This is a genomic window from Acidimicrobiales bacterium (assembly GCA_041394245.1).
Taxonomy (GTDB): Bacteria; Actinomycetota; Acidimicrobiia; order Acidimicrobiales; family Aldehydirespiratoraceae; genus JAJRXC01.
The window spans coordinates 1130448-1150570 of sequence record JAWKIR010000002.1 but is presented as its reverse complement, the minus strand read 5'-3'; the positions used below and the strand labels follow the sequence as shown (position 1 = coordinate 1150570).

The window sequence follows — 20123 nt, the reverse complement described above, 5'->3', positions numbered from 1 at the left end:
CTCGGACCTATCCGAGACCGATCTGAGGCACGTATCCGCGCAGGTCCACCGGCATTGACCCCTGCAAAGGTCTCGGGCATCCGGGGCGCTCATGCATTTCCAGCGCCGTCGCCGAAGAATTCATCTCGGATGTGTCGACCAAACGGCCGTCCGTCGAGTCGTAGTGTGTGTGAATCAACTGCCTGCCCTAGCGCCGCCTAGATTGCATCCTGTGGATATCGGCGGGTCGCCGAAGCGATCTGCTGGGGCCAGCTCTGTAGGCTCGTGCGTGCGCGAGAGTGAGCTGCGACCGCTGGAAGATCTGTTTCGGACCGAGTATGTCGCACTTGTCCGCGTCGCCAGGGCACTACTCGACGACACATCGGCGTCCGAAGAGGTTGTGCAAGAAGCTTTTGTGCGGTGCTTGGCCCGGTGGCCATCAGCGGCGCCCCGAAATGGCGCAGCCTACCTTCGGACCACGACCCTCAACCTCGCTCGTTCGCGGCTACGCCGCCGCAAACTCCGACCGCTGCGTGAGACCGAAGCTGGTCGTCGGCTGATATCCGAGACACCGGAAACTGTCGGATATGAGGTTGACGAGTTGGATCGGCTCCGCGCCGCGATCGCCCGCCTTCCTCGGAGGCAAAGAGAAGCGACACTTCTCCACTTCGTCGCCGGCTTGACCATGCGCGAGGTGAGCATCGAACTCGGAGTTTCGGAGTCAACCGTCAAGTCGCATATCCACCGAGCGCTCGGCGCGCTGGAGAAGAAACTCAACATAGACCAACCGAAGGGCACTCATGTCTGAACCCAATTCTGTCGAAAGCAAGCTTCGTCAGCTCGCGAGCGATCCGCGGCCCATTTCACGTCCTGATTACTCAGCAATCGTCGTGAGAAGTACGGACCTTCGACGTCGGAAGGTGCGACGCCTACGAGTCGTGGTCTCCGTGGTGGCGCTTGGGGCGGCTGTATCAGCAGCCGCCCTAGCGGACCCGTTCGCGCCCAGATCGGTCCAGACTGCGACCGAAGCTCCCGACAGCGAGGGTGCACCATCCATCAGCAGCGAGCCGGCGAGCCATGGGACGAGTTCTACCCTCGCTCCCGCCACGGTCGATCCGGCCCAGGAACTTCAGGATGCGAATGATCTACTCGACGCTCAGATTCTGGATGGTTGGGTTCCTGCTAGCCCGAGGGCTGCGATCCCCGGCGCTACTGTGCCCGTGGAACTATGGCTTCCGGTCGGTGATATCGAGTTCGTCGCCGCAGCCAAACTAACCGAACTGCTACCGGGAGCGCAGGCGTTGTATGACGCCCCGCGTGGCAATGTCATCGGCTACATGTTGCCGAGGACTGGGTATCTCTCCGCTGAAGATCTGGACGACCTGGATTCCCCAGAGGAGAGAGTTTTGATCTGGGGATGCGACCCCCTTGATCCGGACTATGGCGCGGCGACAGCTTGCTCGGCCTCGATTCATGACGGCTAGCGCGGATTCGATTCTTGACGGGTTGGGGACGGGGACCTCCCAGTAGAGGGTGCGCTCGAGGGGACAAGTTGGGGCCCACGGCGATAGCACGGGACGTCTGCGGGCTTCGACGACGTTTCCGAGGCTGAGTAGGGACCGAGGCTTCATCCGGCCTGCGGGTGCGATGAAGTTGGGGTAGCTGGATTCTGATCTCATGGTCAGGGGGCCCGTCGCACGGCGGCAGGAGAACCTTTGGCGCAGAGGCCTGTCCAGCGGAGAGTCTGCATTCTGGCTCGAACCGGGACTGGGCTCGGCATCGACAGCTGGTCACGGCGTCGCATCCGTGACTCGAGGTCGAGTGGCCGACTCATCGCGATGGGGTGGAGTCGTTGAAAGGAGACAGGCCACTTCGCCCGGGTCCGGGTGGCCACCGTGCTGCGCGCGACTGGTTGACGGAGATAGTCGAGACCCGATGCGGAACTCGCGGATGGGCGCCTCGGGCTGTCGGCACTCTGTCAGAGTCCTGCCAAGACAACGCCTTACGTTGGGTGTGTCGGGCAAGTAGCCCGGCGAACACTGCGAAAGAGCGAGGTCCTATGTCCACGCATCCAAGATCGAAGAGAGTCCGGGAGCTTGCTGGCTCCGCGGCCGGGGTCGCGGTGATCAGTGCCCTTGCCTCGGGCGCTGGATGGCTCGCGCTACAGCCAGCCGGGGCCGACGGACCGCCAGTTGCTCCAGTCAGTCAGGAGGAGAGCGCCGACCTCGCGGAGATCGAGGCACAGTTTGCGTCCGGTTGGCTCCCAGCGGCGCCTGCTGCGGCGGTCGAAGGCATTGATGTGCCTCACGAACTCTGGCTGCAAGTCGACATGTCAGTGCCCGCTGACGTTCGCCCCGGTGATGGTTGGTCCGGGCGCGTTCTCGTTCCGGGCCTCGGCACGGTGTCCCCGCTCTTCGACGCGCCTGACGGCGCGGTCGTCGGCTACCTGGTACCAGCGCTTGGGTTCGTAGATCTGGCCACAGCCGACTCCGGCGTTCTCGATGCACATCGATTGAGAGCCGAGCGCTATGGCTGCAATCCCGACAATCGCGAGTGCGCGGAGAGCGTCCTTGGAGACGTTCATGATCAAGGAGAGACACCATGACCTCAGTGACCGATACCCGAGCGCAGCCCCTACAGACCGATTCAAACAAGCGCCACCTTCGCAGGTGGATCTCGCTGGTCGTGGCTGCCACTATCGGAATGATTGCTGGTCCGCTCGCAGTCCACGCGGTGGCGGAAACCACCTCCGCGGTATGCGCACCGTTCTACGATGTTGGAGCGTTCGAAGGTACGGAGCACGCAATCATCTCGGACAACGGAGGCGTGAACGCGGTGGGACTCACGTACACATTCGGTCATCTGGACGGTGCCGCCTGCCAAAGTGGCGTGAATGGCTACGACGTCGAGGTCGCAGCGTGGCAGTACAGATGGGTCGGTGGTGCGTGGGCCGTGTGTGATTCCGACTACGCCCGTGCATTCACGGGAACTGCCTTCCGATTCACAAGCTGTGCCGACTCGTCGAAAGAGCGTGTGTTGCATAGTCACAGATTCTGGGTCACTGGCACTCCGCACGACTCGGGTCTTCTTTCGCTAATCCTCGACCACTAGGCGGACCGGCGCGCTACGTGTGAACGGATGGTTGTCCATAGCGGCCTTGTCGACGCGGTCACCGGTCGATCCGACCCGCGATAGCGAGTGCCGGTCAGCGAGCTGGCCCGAGATCCCCACCGCGTCCGCGTGGTGGGGATCTCGGAGACCGCGTCTCGTTGGGTGGGGGCCTTGCGGAGGTCGTTGACGACGAGAGCGACCGTCTCTCATTCGCCCGGCGCCGGTGGGCGAGGCCCGGTCGCGGAAGTCCATAGATTCCGACACTCAGAGTTTTGTGTCGCGAACTCCCGCGCGGACACACGGGAGGGCGACCTTGCTACGTTGGCAGCGGCGGGACGGTGGAGGCGGAGGATGAACGGTGGAACGGTGGAACGTCGGCCGCGGCGGCACGCTTGTAGTTACACTGCATCGCGTCGCGGTGTTCAGCGAGCTTCTGGCGGAAGCGCACGAGCTGGGCTGCGCTCCTGGGCCCCTGGACGATCTCGGCGGAATGGCGTTCCACACTGCCGCCTCAAAGATCTATGCCGAGTTCCTTAGCGAGGCAGACCGGGTGTCGGTAGCAGCCTCGTACGGAGTCGCTGCCGTCGAGCTGTCGGAACGATCCGACATTCCCCCGTCGCTGGCGCCGTCCTCTCGAGCGGTCAATGCCTACCTTCTGGGGGTCTCGCGAAGTCTCGGGACTGCCGTACCACCCGCGGCCACCAGCAGTCATTTGCCCACATCTTCGGACCGAACGACGAACCGACTTCTTCCGAACCTGCCGTATGCACGACTGGCGGCGACGGTGACTCGCGACGCGGTGTGGGCACTCAACTGGGCCGCTCACAGCTTGGTCGTCGTACTGGATAGCAGCGATGGATGGGCACCCTCTCGCGGCGGGCTCACGTCGGAGGATGTCAGCCTCGTTCGAGCAATCGCGAACGGGGAGCCGATGGTAGATGCCGCCGCCCGGCTCGGGTGGTCGGAACGCACTCTGTACCGGCGGGCGAAGTCGATATGGATACGGCTCGGTGCCGCGAATCGCTCGGAGGGGATCGCGATCGCCGCGCGGCTCGGTGTGCTCGACACCCATCCTCAAGACCCGGCGCCGGAGGAGAACCACTCCCGGTCTTCGGAGATACGACCGTCCTGAGCGAGTTCGCGGTCTGTGTTCCATCACAACTTCAACGCTTCGCCGCCTGACACGCTCGCCTCGATCGGCGGCCAGTAGACCGCCGCCGTGGGTGAAGTCAAGGCCAGCTCCGGAGCGACTTGAGACATGGACTGATATCGAGGCGACTATCGGTTGTGGACTTGTTGGCCGAGGTGGTCCGCGGCGGCCTTGTCGGCGGATCGGCGCCTTCCGGAGTAGTTGGTCAGCATGACCTGCACGGTGTGGCCCTGGCGTTCGCTGACTGCGGACGGGTTGAAACCTGCATCCATGAGCTCGGTGCTCGTCCACTTGCGAAGGGCGAGGATGGTTGCGTCGAAGTCTCCGGTGCCAATGCCGAGGGCGGCGCGAAGTTGGCGCATGCGTCGGGTCATGAACTCGGGCCGCATCGGTTCGGCGCAGGTCGGGTCGAGACTGAAGACGAACCCGTCAACGGGAATCTGGACTCCGCATTCGGCGGCTCGCTGATTCATCTGGTCACGATGGGCGGCGAGCATCGCGATGGTTCCGACGTCGAGACTGACGACGCGGCTCTGTTTCGTCTTGGTTGGTTTGATGACGATCGTGCCCCCGGCGTCGTTCACGGCGGTGTCGACGACGAGTTCGTTGCGGTCGAGGTGGAGTCGGTCGCGCCGTAGCCCTGCGAGTTCGCCGCGGCGCATGCCGGTGGTGGCGGCGAGCTTCAGGATCGGTGCGATGTCGGGGTCGTGCTCGTCCGCGCCGTCGAGAATCCGAAGAAGTTCTTCGACCTCTGGGGTTGCGGTCGTCCTCGGAGCTTTGGAGCTGATTGGGAGTTCGAATCCGGCCACGGGGTTGGTGGCGACCTTGTGGTGGCGGCGACCCCATTTGTAGGCGCCGCTCAGGACTGCTCGGGCGTTGTTCATTCGGCTGTGGGAGAGGCCGGCGCGGCGCATGCGGCCGAATGCGTTGTCGAGGTCGGCGGGGGAGAGGCGGTCGGCGTTGTGACTGCCGATCTCGTCGGCGAGCCACTTCTTGTAGGCGTCGTTGTAGCCGAAGACGGTGGAATGCTCGAGACCCCTGACCTCGCGGGCGAACTCGATGTACCAGTCGATGAGGTCGTCGACGGTGAGTGAACCACCGGCAGGTGTGGGCCGGGTTCGGCCTTCGGCGAGGTTGACCTTCAGGGCGGCGAGCGCATCGTTGGCTTGCGACTTGGTGCCGAGCACAGTGCGCGTGAGACGGCGGCGTTTTCCGGTGGTGTCGCGGCCGGCGTCAGCGACGATCTTCCACTTGTTGCGGTCGACGCGGGTGACCGAGCCGCTGCCTCGGGGTGCTCGGGATGCGGGGGTCTTTGCCGCGCTGGCGGTGATCGAGAGATGCTCGACTCGAACACACAGCGGGTCGAACGGACACGACCGGATTCGGCTGCCGGCCGGTGGCTCGCCGTGCTCGAGGAACCAGGCGACCCGTGCGGTGGTGTGGAGCTTTCCGTCGACGCGGATCTGGCCGCCACCACCTTTGGTCCGCGAACCGAGCCACAAATGATGTTCGCCCGTGCGGTCGACCTTGGCCTCGAAGACGTCTCGGAGTTCCGCCATGAGAGGAATCTATAGCGCAGTCTATGGACAGTCTATGGCACCCGAGGTGGCATTCTCGGCGCTCTATAGACTGAACGTAGAAACCCCAGGTCGCCCGAACAATGGGCCTGACCTGGGGTTTCTTCTGTGCACCCCCTGGGACTTGAACCCAGAACCTGCGGATTAAGAGTCCGATGCTCTGCCAATTGAGCTAGAGGTGCAGGAATTACTCCGAAGAGAAATTCTACGGGTGAACGAGGGGATTCGAACCCCCGACCTCCTGGACCACAACCAGGCGCTCTAACCAACTGAGCTACGCCCACCATGTTGGCCGAAGCCAACTGCCCGACCCCGAGAGGCCAGGCGAAGGAGGAGTGTACCGGGACGAGAGCGCAGCGGCCTACCCTTATCTCGCCCCCGTAGCTCAACTGGATAGAGCAGCGAGCTTCTACCTCGCAGGTTGCAGGTTCGAGTCCTGTCGGGGGTGCGAACCGAACCGATCGAGGGTGGCACATGGACGGCGACGACTCGCCCACGCTGACGTACCTCTACGGCCCGCCGGCCGTCGGGAAGTTGACGGTCGCGACGCCGTTGGCCGAACTGACCGGGCATCGTCTGTTCCACAACCACCTGAGCGTCAACGCCGTCCGGCCGATCTTCGACCTCGGCTCGGCGGCGTTCAACGCGGTCGTCGAGCGGCTCCGCATCGACGTGTGCGCGACGGCAATGGCGGAGGGGACGTCGCTGATCTTCACCAACAGTTCGGCCTGGGGCGGTGACGACGGGCGGGCCCGCTTCGAATCGTTCGCGGCGCGGATGGTCGAGGCCGTCGAACAGCACGGCGGGCAGGCCGTGCTCGTGCAGCTGACCGGCGAGACCGACGACCTCGTCGATCGGGTCGGTGGCGAGTCGCGCCGCGGCCACCACAAGCTCACCGACCCGGCTCGCATGCGCGAGATCCTGTCGTCGTTCGACCCATCGGCGCTCCCGGGGACGGAACTCACCATCGACACGTCGTCGGCGACCCCCGATGCGGCGGCGCGAGAGATCGCGGCATGGCTCCGCCTGCGAAGGAGCCGCTTCCAACGGTCGGCCCCTCCGCAGACGGCGTCTCAGGCGTCGTTGCCCGAGGCGCCCCTCACTTGATGAACAACATCTCCCGGTACTTCGGGAGCGGCCAGTACTCGTCGGCCACTTCGGCTTCCAGCCGGTCGGCGTGGAGCCGGACGGTGTCCATCAGCCCCCGGATCGTGTCGGCGCAGTAGCGCATGTGCGCTTCGGTGGTGTCGAAGTCGTGGAAGCCGATCGCCTCGGCCAGTTCGTTGGCGGCCGACATCATGGCGTCGGCCTCACCGCCCAGCGACTTCACGATCGAGGTGTCGAGATCGACACCGAGGCCCGACGCCCGCTTCATGGTGGAGGTCAGGTCGGCCAGGTACGACATCGTCGCCGGGTAGAGCCAGGTCTTGGCCAGCTCCACGACCAGCTTGGCCTCGACACCGATCGAGAGGATGTACTGCTCCGCGTAGACCTCGTAGCGCGACTCGAGCTCGACGGGGGAGAGCACCTCGGTGCGTTCGAACAGGGCGACGACGTCGTCCTCCATGAGCACGGGGAGCGCGTCGGCGCTCGTCGGAAGGTTGCGCAGGCCCCGCTCCTCGACGGCGGCGCGGTGCCACGCCTCGGAGTAGCCGTCGCCGCCGAAGATGACGTCGCTGTGCAGCTCCATCAGCTCCTTGAGCACGGTCGCGACGGCTTCGGCGGTTCCGATGCCGGTGCCGAGCGCCTCCTCGAGCTTGTCGGCGACCCAGTTGAGCGAATCGGCGAGCATCGTGTTCATCGCGACGAGCGGGCCGGCCACCGAGTGCGACGAGCCGACGGCCCGGAATTCGAACCGGTTGCCGGTGAAGGCGAAGGGCGACGTGCGGTTGCGGTCGCCGGGATCGCGCTGGAAGGGGAGGATCTGGGCGAGGCCGAGGTCCATCACCCCGCCCTCGGCGAGCTCCGACGCCGTCCCCGCCTTGATGTCGTTGAACACGGCCTCGAGCTGCTCGCCGAGGTACACGGAGAGGATCGCCGGTGGCGCCTCGTTGGCACCGAGCCGGTGGTCGTTGCTGGCCGAGGCGATGACGGCCCGCAGCAGGGGTCCGAACAGGTGGACGCCACGGATGACGGCCCCGCAGAACAGGAGGAAGTGCAGATTCTCGGCCGGAGTGTTGCCCGGGTCGAGCAGGTTGCCCTGGGTCGAGTTGCCGACCGACCAGTTGACGTGCTTGCCCGAGCCGTTGATGCCGGCGAACGGCTTCTCGTGGAGCAGGCACATGAACCCGTGGGCCTTCGCCGTCGACTGCATGATCGTCATCATCAATTGCTGATGATCGGCGGCCACATTGGCGGCTTCGAAGTACGGGGCGATCTCGAACTGGCCGGGGGCGACCTCGTTGTGGTGCGTCTTGGCGGGAATGCCGAGGCGGAAGAGCTTGTCCTCGAAGTCCTGCATGAAGACCTGCACCCGTTCGGGGATCGCCCCGAAGTAGTGGTCGTCGAACTCCTGGCCCTTGGCCGACGGCGCCCCGAAGAGCGTCCGGCCGGCGAGCAGGAGATCGGGCCGGCTGTTCGCGAAGTGGGCGTCGACGAGGAAGTACTCCTGCTCGGCGCCACAGCTCGAGTTCAGGGTTTCGATGTCGGTCTCGCCCATGAGGGTCAGGACCCGTTGCGCGGCCTTGTCCATGGCGGCATTCGAGCGCAGGAGTGGGATCTTCTTGTCGAGCGACTCGCCGGTCCATGCCATGAAGACCGAAGGGATCATGAGCGTGGCGCCGTTGGCCGTGTGCTTCACGTAGGCGGGACTCGTCGGGTCCCAGGCCGTGTAGCCGCGGGCGGCGTTGGTCGTGCGCAGGCTCCCGTTGGGGAACGACGATCCGTCGGGCTCGCCCTTGATGAGCAGGCTGCCGGTGAACTCGGTGATCGCGTTGCCGTCGGAGTTCGTGACGATGAATCCGTCGTGCTTCTCCGCGGTGATGTTGGTCAGCGGGTAGAAGACGTGCGAGAAGAACTTGACGCCCTTGGACAACGCCCAGTCCTTCATCGCCGCGGCGACGACATCGGCCGTCGCCGGGTCGAGGGGTGCGCCGGTCTGCACCGCCGCCTTCATCGCCTTGAACGCGTTCTTCGACAGCGACTCCTCCATCGTGGCGAGGTTGAACACGTCGGTCGCCCAGATCTCGCTGAGCGGCCCGCCGGCGGCGGGTGTCGGGACGACGCCGCGGTTGGTCACTTCGTTGATGGCCTGGAGCCGGATTTCGTTGCCACTCATGGTCGGATCTTTCGTTCGAAAAGGAGTGCCCGGCGCCATCGACTCGGCAACGGGTGAGCGGAACCTAGCGAGGCGGTGGTGGCGAAGTCCCCGCCGCCGGGGCGTGTTCGCGCAGCCGTAACACGGCCGAATCACTCGTCCGTTTTCCCGGCAGGAACTGGACAGCGTCCGGCAACGCGTCGGCAACAATCGTCACCCATGATGGGCTCTCGCATCGTGAGAGAGAACCCCGTGCCGCCATGAGTGCCAAACCCGATGGGCGCGCCGAGCCCCCGGCGCCGTCGGCCGGTTCGATGCGAAAGATGGTTGCGGGCATCACCATCCTCGTCGCGGTGTGTGTGACCGGCGTGCTCGGCTATCTCGCCGCCGGCTGGTCGGTGAAGGACTCGACCTACATGGTCGTCATCACCATCTTCGGCGTGGGCTACGGCGAGGTCCGCCCCGTGGACACCTGGTCGGTGCGGGCGCTCACCGGCTTCGTCATCGTCGCCGGCTACGGCGCTGTGATCTACACGGTCGGCGGCTTCATCCAGATGGTCATCGACGGCCAGCTCAACCAGGCGTTCGGCGCTCGCAAGATACGAAAGGAGATCGGCAAGATGGAAGGGCACACGATCATCTGCGGTCATGGACGGATGGGCTCCTCGCTGGCCGCCGAGCTCCATGCCGCCGGGCACACCTTCGTGGCGATCGACGCCGACCCGCACACCGTCGAGCGCGCCCGGACCCGCTACGCCAACGTGATCGAGGGCGACGCATCCGATGAAGAGGTGCTCGCGCTCGCAGGGGTCGACCGCGCCGGGGTGTTGGCCACCGTGCTGTCGGAGGATGCCTCGAACGTGTTCGTGACCCTCACCGCCCGAGCCATGAACCCGAATCTGACGATCATCGCCCGCGGCGAGAACCGGCACACGGAGACCAAGCTACGCACGTGCGGCGCCGACAAGGTCGTCCTCCCGACCGACATCGGGGCGACCCGGATCTCGCAGCTGATCGTGCGCCCGACGGCCGAGGAGATGCTCGACTCGATCGGGTCCACCGGCGACCTGGATCTCGTGCAGCTGGGCCTGGAGTTCGACGAGATCGAGTTGCACGCCTCGTCGCCGCTGGCCAACCGGGTGATCGGTGACCTCGAGGTACGGGGCGCCTACGGCTATCTCATCGTGGCCGTGCGCGGCGTCGACGGCACCACGGTGATGCACCCGCCGCCCGACCTGCGGCTGGCGATCGGCGACCGCCTGATCGTGCTCGGCTACGAGGACGACCTTCCCCAGCTCGGATCGAAGACGCCGACGCGCACGATCACCTACCGGGGCGTGACCTCCGAGGTGTGAGCCCGGGGCGGCCTGACGCGTTTGACCGCATCGCCGGAAGTGAGCACGCTGGGTGGCACACCGGGGGTCGGAGGGCCACATCATGCGGCAACGAACTGGCATGGCGGTTCTGGCCGCAGTTCTCGTCGGTGGGCTCTCGTCCGCCGGCGCATCGGCCGGTGTGGCGCTCAGCGACGCATGCGTGGCCGCCAACGACCCGATCTACGACGGGCGCTACGCCGACTCCGCCATCGACGGTCCGGGCCTGCTCGCCGGCTTCGATACGGGTGAGGTCCTGACGGTGCACGCCGACGATCCCGCCGTCAGCGTCATCGCGATGTTCGTGAACAGCAGCCGGATCCTCGTGGGGCAACCACCCGAAACCGTCATCGAGCACCTGTTCGTCAGCGAGGGCCCCACGTCGGCGCGCTGGACCGCGTTCGCCGACGTGCCGACGGCTGTGCCGGCCGATTGGGTCGTCGAATGCACCAGCTCGCTCATCCCCGTGTTGTCGCCCTACGGCTTCATCGCAGTGGAGGGTCCGGCCGGCACCACCGCCACCGGGTTCTTGCCGGTGACCCTCTCCGCCCCGAGCGACGATGTCGTCACCGTCGACTGGAACACGGTCGATGATCGTCCTGCCCCGGAGGCGACGTCGGGCTCCGACTTCGTCGCCGCTTCGGGAACGCTCACGTTCCAACCGGGTCAGACCGAGGCCTTCGTCCCGATCGAGATCCTCGGCGACGGCATCGTCGAGCCGCCGCTCTACGGCGGCGAATGGGGCATCGTGGAGTTCTCGAATCTTGTCGGGGCGACGCTCGACACCGACACGTTCTTCGGCGCTGGCCTGTTCATCATCCGCGATTCGCCTCCCTCGGGCTGAACCCGTTCGAGAAAACGCCGGGTCCGACCGTCAGGCGTTCTTCGGAAGCTCCGAGAACGGCGTGGTCTTGAAGTCGCCCGGCTCCTTGGGGAGGCCGAGGACGCGCTCGCCGATGATGTTCTTCTGGATCTGATCGGTGCCGCCGTAGATCGGCGGGGCCTGTGCGTAGAGCGCCTGGCCGGTGACGAACGGCAGCATCGGGTTGCCGGTGGCCTCGTTGAGGGCTGCACTCTGTTCGGCCGTGTAGCCGTGGAGTGTGCCGGCCGGGCCGACCAGTTTCAGGCCGAGATCGCGGGTGAGACGCATCAGGTCGCTCATCGCGAGCTTCGAGATGTTGGCCATGCCGGGGATGTCCTTGCCCGCCTGCTTGGCCGCCTTGAGCCGGTCGGTGTTCATCTGGCCCAGGCGGTTCATGGTGTGCAGCCGCGCCAGATCCTGGCGGATCACCGGGTCGGTGTTCTTGCCGACCATCTTGGCGAGGTCGCTCATCATCGACGATCCGGCCCGCTGGCGTGGGCCCTGGCCGGTGGTCTTCGCCTTGGCCGGATCGGGAGCGAAGTCGCCGACCCGCTTGCCGAGCATCTGCGCAACCGTGCCGGGGGTGAGGCCACTCCCGCCGCCACCGCCGCCCGAGCCGAGACCGGCCCGTTCGTGGGCGAGTGTCGTGTTGGTTGCCGCCCAGCCGTTGTTGACTTCACCGATCACGGCATCGTTCGGCACTCGGGCGTCGGTCAGGAAAACCTCGTTGAACATCGCGTGGCCGGTCATCTCGACCAGCGGGCGGATGTCGACACCGTCCTGGTGCATGTCACACGCCATCCAGGTGATGCCCTGGTGCTTCGGGGCATCGGGGTTGGTGCGGGCGATGAGCATTCCCATGTCGGCGGTCTGCCCGAGCGAGGTCCACACCTTCTGGCCGTTGACGATCCACTCCTCGCCATCGAGTTCCGCTTTGGTGGTGAGACCGGCGAGGTCGGATCCGGCACCGGGTTCGGAGAACAGCTGGCACCACGCCTTCTGGCCGGTCACGATCTCGCGGACATAGAGGTCGATCTGTTCCTGCGTGCCGTGGGTGGCGATGGTGGGTGCGGCGAGGAGCAGGCCCAGGCCACCGGGAGCGCCGACGGCACCGAACTGGGCGATCGCCTTGCCGACCTTGTTCGCGTCGCTGCGGGACAGACCCTTGCCGTACGCGTTGGTCGGCAGGGTGGGGGAGCACCAGCCGGACAGGCCGAGCCGCTCCCACCATTCGGCAATCGTGAGGTCGGGGTCCCAATTCTCCTCGAGCCAGGTGTTGAGCTCGTCGAGGAGGGAGTCGGTGGAGTTCTGCTCGGTCACGGCCATGGTCCGAGACGCTACCTGCGGATGGGCGCCCGTGCCGCGTGCACGCCCCGTTCCCGGGTGCCAAACTTTTTGCCATGGCCGTGCCCGAGATCGGGCGGCGCATTCTGGACGCCGCGGGGGTGACCCTCGGGGGCGACGCGCCTTGCGACATCACGATCCATGACGATCGTTTCTGGGACCGGGTCCTGAGCGACCGGGAACTCGGCCTCGGCGAGAGCTACCAGGACGGCTGGTGGGACGCGAATCAGCTCGACGAGTTCCTCACGGTCGCGCAGATCGCCGACCTGCGCGCCATGGTGCGGCCGGGGCTCGGCCTCGTCGGCCGGGCCGCGCTGGCCCGGGTGCGCAATCAGCAGACACGGGCTCGGGCCCGCAGGAACGCGCGAGCCCACTACGACATCGGCAACGACCTCTACGAGCGCATGCTCGACAAGCGGATGATTTACACCTGCGGCTACTGGAACGAGGCCGGCGACCTCGATTCCGCCCAGGAGGCCAAGCTCGACCTGATCTGTCGAAAGCTCGGCCTGGAGCCGGGGATGCGTGTTCTCGACATCGGCTGCGGATGGGGTGGGTTCGCCCAGTTCGCGGCCGAGCGCTACGACGTGCACGTCACCGGCATTTCGCCGGCCCGAGAGCAGGTCGTGGTCGCACGCAAACGGACCGCAACGCTGCCGGTTCGCATCGAGGAGCTCGACTATCGCGACGTCGTGGCCGCGGAGCTGGGCTCGTTCGACCGCGTCACCTCGATCGGGATGATGGAGCACGTCGGTCCGAAGAACCTTCGGAGGTTCTTCGAGGTGTGCCGGAATGTGCTCGACCCCGACGGGATGATGCTGCACCACACGATCGGTTCGAACGACTGGAAGACCGTGGGCGACCCGTGGTTCGATCGCTACATCTTCCCCGGCGGCGTGCTCCCGTCGCTCGGACAGATCGGTAGGGCGGCAGAGGAACACTGGTCGATCGAGGACGTCCACAACTTCGGCCCCGACTACGACACGACCCTCATGGAATGGCACGGAAATCTGGCGAAGCGATGGCACGAGATTCCTCGCTACGACGAACGATTCCGGCGGACGTGGAACTACTACCTGCAGGCGTCGGCGGCGGCCTTCCGCTCGCGTTCGGCGCAGCTGTTCCAGGTGGTGTTCACACCGTCGCGGCAGCGGCGTCCGACCTATCGGTCGGTCCGCTGATCTCGGCCGGTGATGCGTCGCCGGTCGCGAACGTGGCCAGCAGGTAGGCGGTGATCACCGGAGCGACGGCCCGGGAGATGTCGAAGAACCGCCACCAGACCTGGCGACTGAAGAAGACGGCCAGCACCACGAAACCGATCGACCCCCAGCTCAGGTAGGTCGGCCGGCGGACTGCGCGGACGACGAGCAGCGGCATGACCGTGATCAGCGCGGCGATCACGGCGAGGTCCACCGGATTGTCGATCCAGTTCTCGAAGGCCCTCGCCATACCGGCGAACGGGGCCCCGAACTCCTGGACCTCGTCGACTCCTGCGCCCTCGGTCAGCCGGACTCGCAGGTACACGGCCCACCCGAGCGCGGCGACCGTGGGCGGGATGCCGATCAGCCATGGGATGCGGCGGGTCCTGACGAGTCGGAGCAGCAGCGCGCCGGCCAGGTAGAGGAACATCACCTCCCGGGCGAGTACCGCGACCGTGAACCATGCCGCGGCCCGCCGATCGTCGCGCTCCTCGAGCGCCACCGTTCCCCACAGCGCCGCTGCGAAGGCGAGGATGCCGGCGCCGCTGATGTCGAACTCGAACACGATGCCGATGTTCAACGCGAACGCCAGCCCCCACCATTCGCTGCCGCCGGCGCGCCGGGCAAGGCGGGCGGTGGCCGCGGTACCGAGGCCGAGGGCGAGGAGGTTGGTGAGCGCCATCGTCCAGGGCAGCGCCGCCGCGGGTACGACCCCGCCGCCGCCGGCGATCAGGGGGAACAGCATGCGTTGACCGCGGTACACGGGTCGGTCGAGCAGGGCCGCGTGTCGGTCGGGGGCGAGCAGCAACGGGTCGAGCGCCTGGAGGAAGAAGTACATGCCGTCGTGGCCCTCGCCGACGATCACCACCTCGCGGCCGATCTCGGCGGCCGCGTGGCGGGCGACCGGCTGCGCGACCGGAGCGTCGCCGAACTTGATCAGGCCGGTGATGTCACCGTCGTGGCTCACCAGCGTCGCCACGATCACCATCGCGCCGACGGCCAACGATGCCGCGATGACGCGAAACGGGACGGGACCGGACATTAGCTACCTGTCGGCACCGCGGACCCGGCCTCAAGCCCGTCCGCCCCGCCCCACCCCCAACCCCAACGAAATCAAGGCGAGTTGACCACCGAATCGGTGGCCAACTCGCCTTGATTTGCGGAAGTGGGGGTTAGTGGAACTGCTCTTCTTCGGTGCTGCCGGTGAGGGCGAGGGTCGAGGCCTCGCCGCCCGACACGATCGTGGCGATCTTGTCGAAGTAGCCGGCACCCACTTCGCGCTGGTGCTTGACGGCGGTGTAGCCGTCGGCCTCGCTCGCGAACTCGCGCTCCTGGAGGTCGACATAGGCCGACATGTCGCTGGCGGTGTAGCCCTTGGCCAGCTCGAACGCCGAGTAGTTGAGCGCGTGCCAACCGGCCAGGGTGATGAACTGGAAGGCGTAGCCCATCGCACCGAGTTCACGCTGGAACTTGGCGATGTCGGAGTCGTCGAGGTGGGCCTTCCAGTTGAACGACGGCGAGCAGTTGTAGCTCAGCATCTGGTCGGGGAATTCGGCCTTGACCGCCTCGGCGAACTCACGGGCCTGGGCGAGGTCGGGCGTGCCGGTCTCGCACCAGATCAGGTCGGCGTAGGGCGCGTAGGCGAGGGCCCGCTTGATCGGCGTCTTGATCCCGGGCTCGGTGTAGTAGAAGCCTTCCGACGAACGCTCGCCGGTGAGGAACTCGCGGTCGCGCTCGTCGACGTCGGTGGTCAGCAGGTTGGCCGCCAGGGCGTCGGTGCGAGCGAGGACGATCGTCGGCACGCCGGCGACGTCGGCCGCGAGCCGAGCGGCGTTGAGCGTGGTCACGTGCTGCTGGGTCGGGATGAGGACCTTGCCGCCCATGTGGCCGCACTTCTTGGCCGAGCTGAGCTGGTCTTCCCAGTGGACACCGGCCGCGCCCGCCTCGATCATGGCCTTCATCAGCTCGTAGGCGTTGAGGGGGCCGCCGAAGCCGGCCTCGGCATCGGCCACGATCGGGAGCATGTAGTCGATCGACGGGTTGCCGTCGGTCTCGCTCCACTCGATCTGGTCGGCGCGACGCAACGCGTTGTTGATGCGCGACACGACCGACGGCACCGAGTTGGCCGGGTAGAGCGACTGGTCGGGGTAGACCTGACCGGCGAGGTTCGCGTCGCCGGCGACCTGCCAGCCCGACAGGTAGATGGCGGGAAGGCCACCCTTCGCGTACTGGATGGCCTGGCCGCCGGTCATCGCGCCCAACGCGTGGACGTAGTCCATGTTGTTGATGCGATCCCACAGCTTCTCCGCACCCTGGCGGGCGAGCGTGTTCTCGGGGGTGACGGAGCCCCGCAGACGCACGACGTCCTCCGCGGTGTAGTCGCGCTGGACACCGTTCCACCGGGGGTTCTCGTCCCAGTCCTTCTGAAGGGCAGCCACCTGTTCGGCGAAGCTCGGGTTCATTGCTTTCTCCTGTGTATTGGATCTCGTGTGAGATGTGTGGGGGTTCCTGGCCTCCAACTCAGAGGAGTTGGTAGGCCGGAATGGTGAGAAATTCGGGGTAGTCGTCGCTCAGGGTGAGCGTGCGGAGGAGTTCCTTGGCGTCGTCGTAGCGGCCGGCCGCCCAGGTGTCGGCGCCGAGGATGGCAGGCAGCGCGGCGAACTCCTCCTCGATGAGCGATTCGAGCAGGGCGACGTCGAGGACGGTGCCGTCGGCGACTTCGACCGCGTGTCGGCGCCACTGCCACAGCTGGGCTCGGCAGACCTCGGCCATGGCGGTGTCCTCGAGATGATCGTCGATCGCCACCGCCGCGGTGCCGGACAACCATTCGCCGAGGTAGCGGATCACGATCCGGATGTTGGTGCGAACGCCGTCGAGCGTGATCGCCCCGTCGGACCCCGGGAGGGTCAGGAGATCCTCGGCCGTGACGTAGACGTCGTCGCGCTGGCGGGCGATCTGGTTGGGGCGGTCGCCGAGGACCTTGTCGAACTCGGCGCGAGCGACGGCGACGAGTCCGGGATGGGCGATGCGGGTGCCATCGAAACCGTCGCCGGCCTCGCGACGCTTGTCGACGATCACCTTGCGAAGCGCGCTCGAGAGGCGTTCGGGGTTGTCGCTGTCGGGGATCACGCCCGACATCCCGCCGATGGCGTGGGCGCCGCGGCGGTGGCAGGTGGCGACGAGGAGTTCGGTGAACGCCCGCATGAACGGTGTGGTGACCGAGATCCGATCGCGATCGGGCAGTACGAACGCGGGGTCCTCACGAAACGTCTTGGCCACGCTGAACAGGTAGTCCCAGTTGCCCGTGTGGAGCCCGGTGATGTGATCGCGCAACTCGTAGAGGATCTCCTCCATCTCGAATGCGGCGAGGATGGTCTCGATGAGCACGGTGGCCCGGATCGTGCCCGGTCCGAGGGCGAGGTGCTGTTCGGCGAAGTCGAAGACCTCGTTCCAGAGCCGTGCGTCGTCCTGGCCTTCGACCTTGGGAAGGTAGAAGTAGGGTCCGGTGCCACGACCGGTCGCGGCGGCGGCGTTGTGGAAGACACACAGCCCGAAGTCGACGAGCGCAGCGGCGACCGGCTGACCGTCGACGCTCAGGTGCTTCTCCTCGAGATGCCAGGCGCGGGTGCGGACCATGAGCGTCGTCTCGTACGGGGGCGGCGTGAGCTCCCCGCGGTACGCGGCAGCGACGTTGGCCTGGCCCTGCAGCAGGTTGTCGAGGGTGGGGGCCGTCGCGTCCTCGAAGTCGGCCATGAACACGTCGGCGCCGCTGTCGAGCGCGTCGATCATGAAGTCGCGTGTGACCGGCCCGGTGATCTCGATCCGTCGATTGGTGAGATCGGCGGGCGCGCTCGCAACGGTCCAGCCGCCGGAGCGGATGTGGGCGGTGTCGGCGCGAAAGGAGGGCCGGTAGCCGCGGTCGATGCACTTCTGGCGCTCGACCCGGGCGTCGATGAGGCGAGCGCGAGCCGGTTCGAAGGCCGAATGGAGCTCCCCGAGGAATGCCAACGCACCGGGCGTGAGCACGACGGGCGCGAGCGGGTGGGCGGCAGCCGAGCTGCTCGGAACGGCATGCGCAGTCGTCATCACTCCACCCCCTTTCCCGTCGTGGTCCAAGTTTGCGGGTTCTTCGGGGACAAAACAAGACATGTAGGAAACAAATTTCGGCAGTTTCCTTTCCATCGATCGAAAGATCTGTCAAAGTTCGGCCGATGGCAGAGGATTTCGACCCCCTCGTCCTCGGCGCGCGCATCCGCGATGCGAGACGTCGACGGAACGCGACGCTGGCCGACGTCAGCGAACTCGTGGGGCGGCCCGCGCCCTACCTCAGCCAGCTCGAGAACGGGAAGGTCGAGCCCAAGCTCAGCCTTCTCACCGAACTGGCCGACGCACTGCAGACCACCACGGCCGACCTGCTCGATCCGACGCCGCCGGACCGGCGGGCCGAGCTCGAGATCGGCGTCGCCCGTGCGCAGGAGGATCCGCGCTACGCCGCGCTCGGGCTGCCGTACCTGAAGCCCTCGGCCAAGGTCGGCGACGATGTGCTCGAACACATCTTCGCACTCTGGAACGTCGTCGCGTCGGCCGACGGCGGCGAGCCTTCGTCGACCGATCATCGACGCTTCGCCGACCACGCCCGTGCCGCCAACACCGCCCTGCGGGCCGAGATGCGGGACCGCGACAACTACTTCACCGAGATCGAAGAGGTCGCCAACGCCACGCTGCGGCGAGCCGGCTACGGCGGCACCGGGCCGATCAGCGAGCGGGTGCTCACCGAGATCGCGGCGATCCACGGGTTCACGATCGAACGGGTCGGTGCGATGCCGCGCACGGCCCGCAGCATCACCGACACCCGCGACCGGATCATCTTCATCCCCGATCGCGGTGGCCTGCGGATCCGCCAGGCCCGCTCGGTCGTCCTCCAGACGCTCGGGCACTTCGTGCTCGAACACGTCGACACGACCGACTTCGGTGAGTACTTGCGCCAGCGCATCGAGTCGAACTACTTCGCCGCGGCGGTGCTCGCGCCCGAGGCGCCTGCGGTCGATTTCCTCCGTGAGGCACAAAAGCAGAAGGACATCTCGGTCGAGGACCTGAAGGAGGTGTTCTACATCTCCTACGAGATGGCGGCGCACCGGTTCACCAACCTCGCCACGCGCCATCTCGAGATCCCTTGCCACTTCCTGCGCACCGACAGCGAGGGGGTGATCAACAAGGCCTACGAGAACGACGGGATCGTCTTCCCGGCCGCCTCCGACGGAGGACTCGAGGGCCAGCGCGTGCCGCGGCAGTGGGGAAGCCGTCAAGCATGGAACGCCCACGGGAGCTTCCTGCTCCACAGCCAGTTCACGGTCGCCGACGACGACGAGTACTTCTGCACCACCTACATCGAGACGGAGACCGACCGGACGCCCCATGCCATCTCGTTGGGGACGACGTCGCAGTACGCGTCGGTGTTTCGCGGCTCCGACACCCTGCGCCGCGAGTTCGCCCGCGATCGCGAGATCGAACCCGATCCGCAGCTGGTCCAGGAGTGGCGCGACATCGCCTGGCCATCGGCCGCGGAACGCAGCCACGTGCTGTCGGCCCTGCCGCCGTCAGAGCGCGAGTTCAGCCCGTTCCCCGGCATCGACCTGCTCGACGTCTACCGGTTCCTCGAGCGTCAGCGCCGAAGTCGCGGGCGCTAACCGCGTAGCAGGACGAGGTGGTCGATCGCGGCGATCGCGACATGGACCAGATCCCTCCCCACCGAGGCGGTCGCGAGGGCGACCACGTCGGTGCCGGCGCTGCGCAGCTCGCCCCTGATCTCGTCGCCGCCGACGGAGACGAGCACGAGCGGCCGTTCGGCGGCGAGCTCCACGAGGGCCTCGGCGAGGACGACGGAGAAGCCGGCCGAACGTTCGCCCGGGACGGCGCCGCCTCCGGGTGCAGCTCGGATGGTCGCGACGCAGCGGAGCGGGATCACGACGTCGCCGACGCGTTCCTCGCGCACCACGACGAAGTCGGCGCCGAGCGCCGTGACCCGGCCCCGCGTCGACCGTCCACCGCTGGTCCGCACCGCGACCGGCTCGTTCCGTTCGGCCAGATCGAGGCACACGCCGGCGACGGATGCATCCTCGGTCGCCTGCCGCTCGAGCCAGCGTCGACGGGCCCGCTCCGCGGCCGCGGCATCGACCCGGCCGTCGGCCAGCCACTTCTCGAGGCCCGCCAGCGGATCGTCGCCGGTCAGTCTCATCGGCCCGCTCGGGGATTCACCGTCCACGAGCGACGAG

The 20123-nt window shown here is 66.7% G+C and carries 13 protein-coding genes and 3 tRNA genes; 6 read left to right on the top strand and 10 right to left on the bottom strand.

Going from position 1 to position 20123, the window contains the following annotated elements:
* Positions 1-2311: 2311 nt before the first annotated feature.
* From R2707_05800 to R2707_05785, 4 genes are all read right to left on the bottom strand, one after another.
* Positions 2312-2569, bottom strand: coding sequence for a hypothetical protein (locus R2707_05800; protein ID MEZ5244589.1), 258 nt, complete (start codon positions 2567-2569; stop codon positions 2312-2314).
* A gap of 1799 nt (positions 2570-4368) precedes the next feature.
* Complete coding sequence (locus tag R2707_05795) at positions 4369-5799, bottom strand: tyrosine-type recombinase/integrase (GenBank protein MEZ5244588.1); 1431 nt, start codon at positions 5797-5799, stop codon at positions 4369-4371.
* Between the two features lie 127 nt (positions 5800-5926).
* A tRNA-Lys gene (locus R2707_05790) sits at positions 5927-5999 on the bottom strand.
* 28 nt (positions 6000-6027) lie between these two features.
* Positions 6028-6101 (bottom strand) — tRNA-His (locus tag R2707_05785).
* A gap of 90 nt (positions 6102-6191) precedes the next feature.
* Between R2707_05785 and R2707_05780 the strand changes: the two genes are divergently transcribed.
* Together R2707_05780 and R2707_05775 are read left to right on the top strand one after the other, a co-directional pair.
* Positions 6192-6265: transfer RNA gene (locus R2707_05780), tRNA-Arg, on the top strand.
* Positions 6266-6291: 26 nt separating this feature from the next.
* Positions 6292-6924 carry a hypothetical protein gene (locus R2707_05775; protein ID MEZ5244587.1) on the top strand — a complete coding sequence of 211 codons (633 nt, stop codon included), beginning with the start codon at positions 6292-6294 and terminating at the stop codon, positions 6922-6924.
* Here the strand turns inward: R2707_05775 and R2707_05770 are convergent.
* On the bottom strand, positions 6917-9094 hold the full coding sequence (locus tag R2707_05770; GenBank protein ID MEZ5244586.1) for a glutamine synthetase III: 2178 nt from the start codon (positions 9092-9094) through the stop codon (positions 6917-6919). The genes R2707_05775 and R2707_05770 overlap by 8 nt on opposite strands.
* Positions 9095-9333: 239 nt before the next feature.
* Here R2707_05770 and R2707_05765 point away from each other — a divergent pair, with 239 nt between their 5' ends.
* Together R2707_05765 and R2707_05760 are read left to right on the top strand one after the other, a co-directional pair.
* A complete protein-coding gene (locus tag R2707_05765; GenBank protein ID MEZ5244585.1) occupies positions 9334-10428 on the top strand; it encodes a potassium channel protein in 1095 nt (364 codons plus the stop codon).
* Between the two features lie 82 nt (positions 10429-10510).
* On the top strand, positions 10511-11290 hold the full coding sequence (locus R2707_05760; GenBank protein MEZ5244584.1) for a Calx-beta domain-containing protein: 780 nt from the start codon (positions 10511-10513) through the stop codon (positions 11288-11290).
* A 30-nt stretch (positions 11291-11320) separates the two neighbouring features.
* Here the strand turns inward: R2707_05760 and R2707_05755 are convergent, their stop codons facing one another.
* Positions 11321-12634: an acyl-CoA dehydrogenase family protein gene (locus R2707_05755; GenBank protein MEZ5244583.1), complete on the bottom strand. Its 1314-nt coding sequence runs from the start codon at positions 12632-12634 to the stop codon at positions 11321-11323.
* Positions 12635-12708: 74 nt separating this feature from the next.
* Between R2707_05755 and cfa the strand changes: the two genes are divergently transcribed.
* Positions 12709-13833: a cyclopropane fatty acyl phospholipid synthase gene (gene cfa, locus R2707_05750; protein ID MEZ5244582.1), complete on the top strand. Its 1125-nt coding sequence runs from the start codon at positions 12709-12711 to the stop codon at positions 13831-13833.
* On the opposite strand, the gene R2707_05745 is transcribed toward cfa, so the two are convergent.
* From R2707_05745 to aceB, 3 genes are all read right to left on the bottom strand, one after another.
* Positions 13787-14893: a hypothetical protein gene (locus R2707_05745; GenBank protein ID MEZ5244581.1), complete on the bottom strand. Its 1107-nt coding sequence runs from the start codon at positions 14891-14893 to the stop codon at positions 13787-13789. The two genes, cfa and R2707_05745, sit on opposite strands and share 47 nt — an antisense overlap.
* Before the next feature lie 130 nt (positions 14894-15023).
* Positions 15024-16313 carry an isocitrate lyase gene (gene aceA / locus R2707_05740; protein ID MEZ5244580.1) on the bottom strand — a complete coding sequence of 430 codons (1290 nt, stop codon included), beginning with the start codon at positions 16311-16313 and terminating at the stop codon, positions 15024-15026.
* A gap of 58 nt (positions 16314-16371) precedes the next feature.
* Complete coding sequence (aceB, locus tag R2707_05735; protein ID MEZ5244579.1) at positions 16372-17937, bottom strand: malate synthase A; 1566 nt, start codon at positions 17935-17937, stop codon at positions 16372-16374.
* A 125-nt stretch (positions 17938-18062) separates the two neighbouring features.
* Here aceB and R2707_05730 point away from each other — a divergent pair, with 125 nt between their 5' ends.
* Entirely contained in the window at positions 18063-19538 is a 1476-nt protein-coding gene (locus R2707_05730; GenBank protein ID MEZ5244578.1) for a helix-turn-helix domain-containing protein, read from the top strand.
* Here R2707_05730 and R2707_05725 read toward each other — a convergent pair.
* Positions 19535-20086 carry a hypothetical protein gene (locus R2707_05725; GenBank protein MEZ5244577.1) on the bottom strand — a complete coding sequence of 184 codons (552 nt, stop codon included), beginning with the start codon at positions 20084-20086 and terminating at the stop codon, positions 19535-19537. The two genes, R2707_05730 and R2707_05725, sit on opposite strands and share 4 nt — an antisense overlap.
* Positions 20087-20123: the final 37 nt, after the last annotated feature.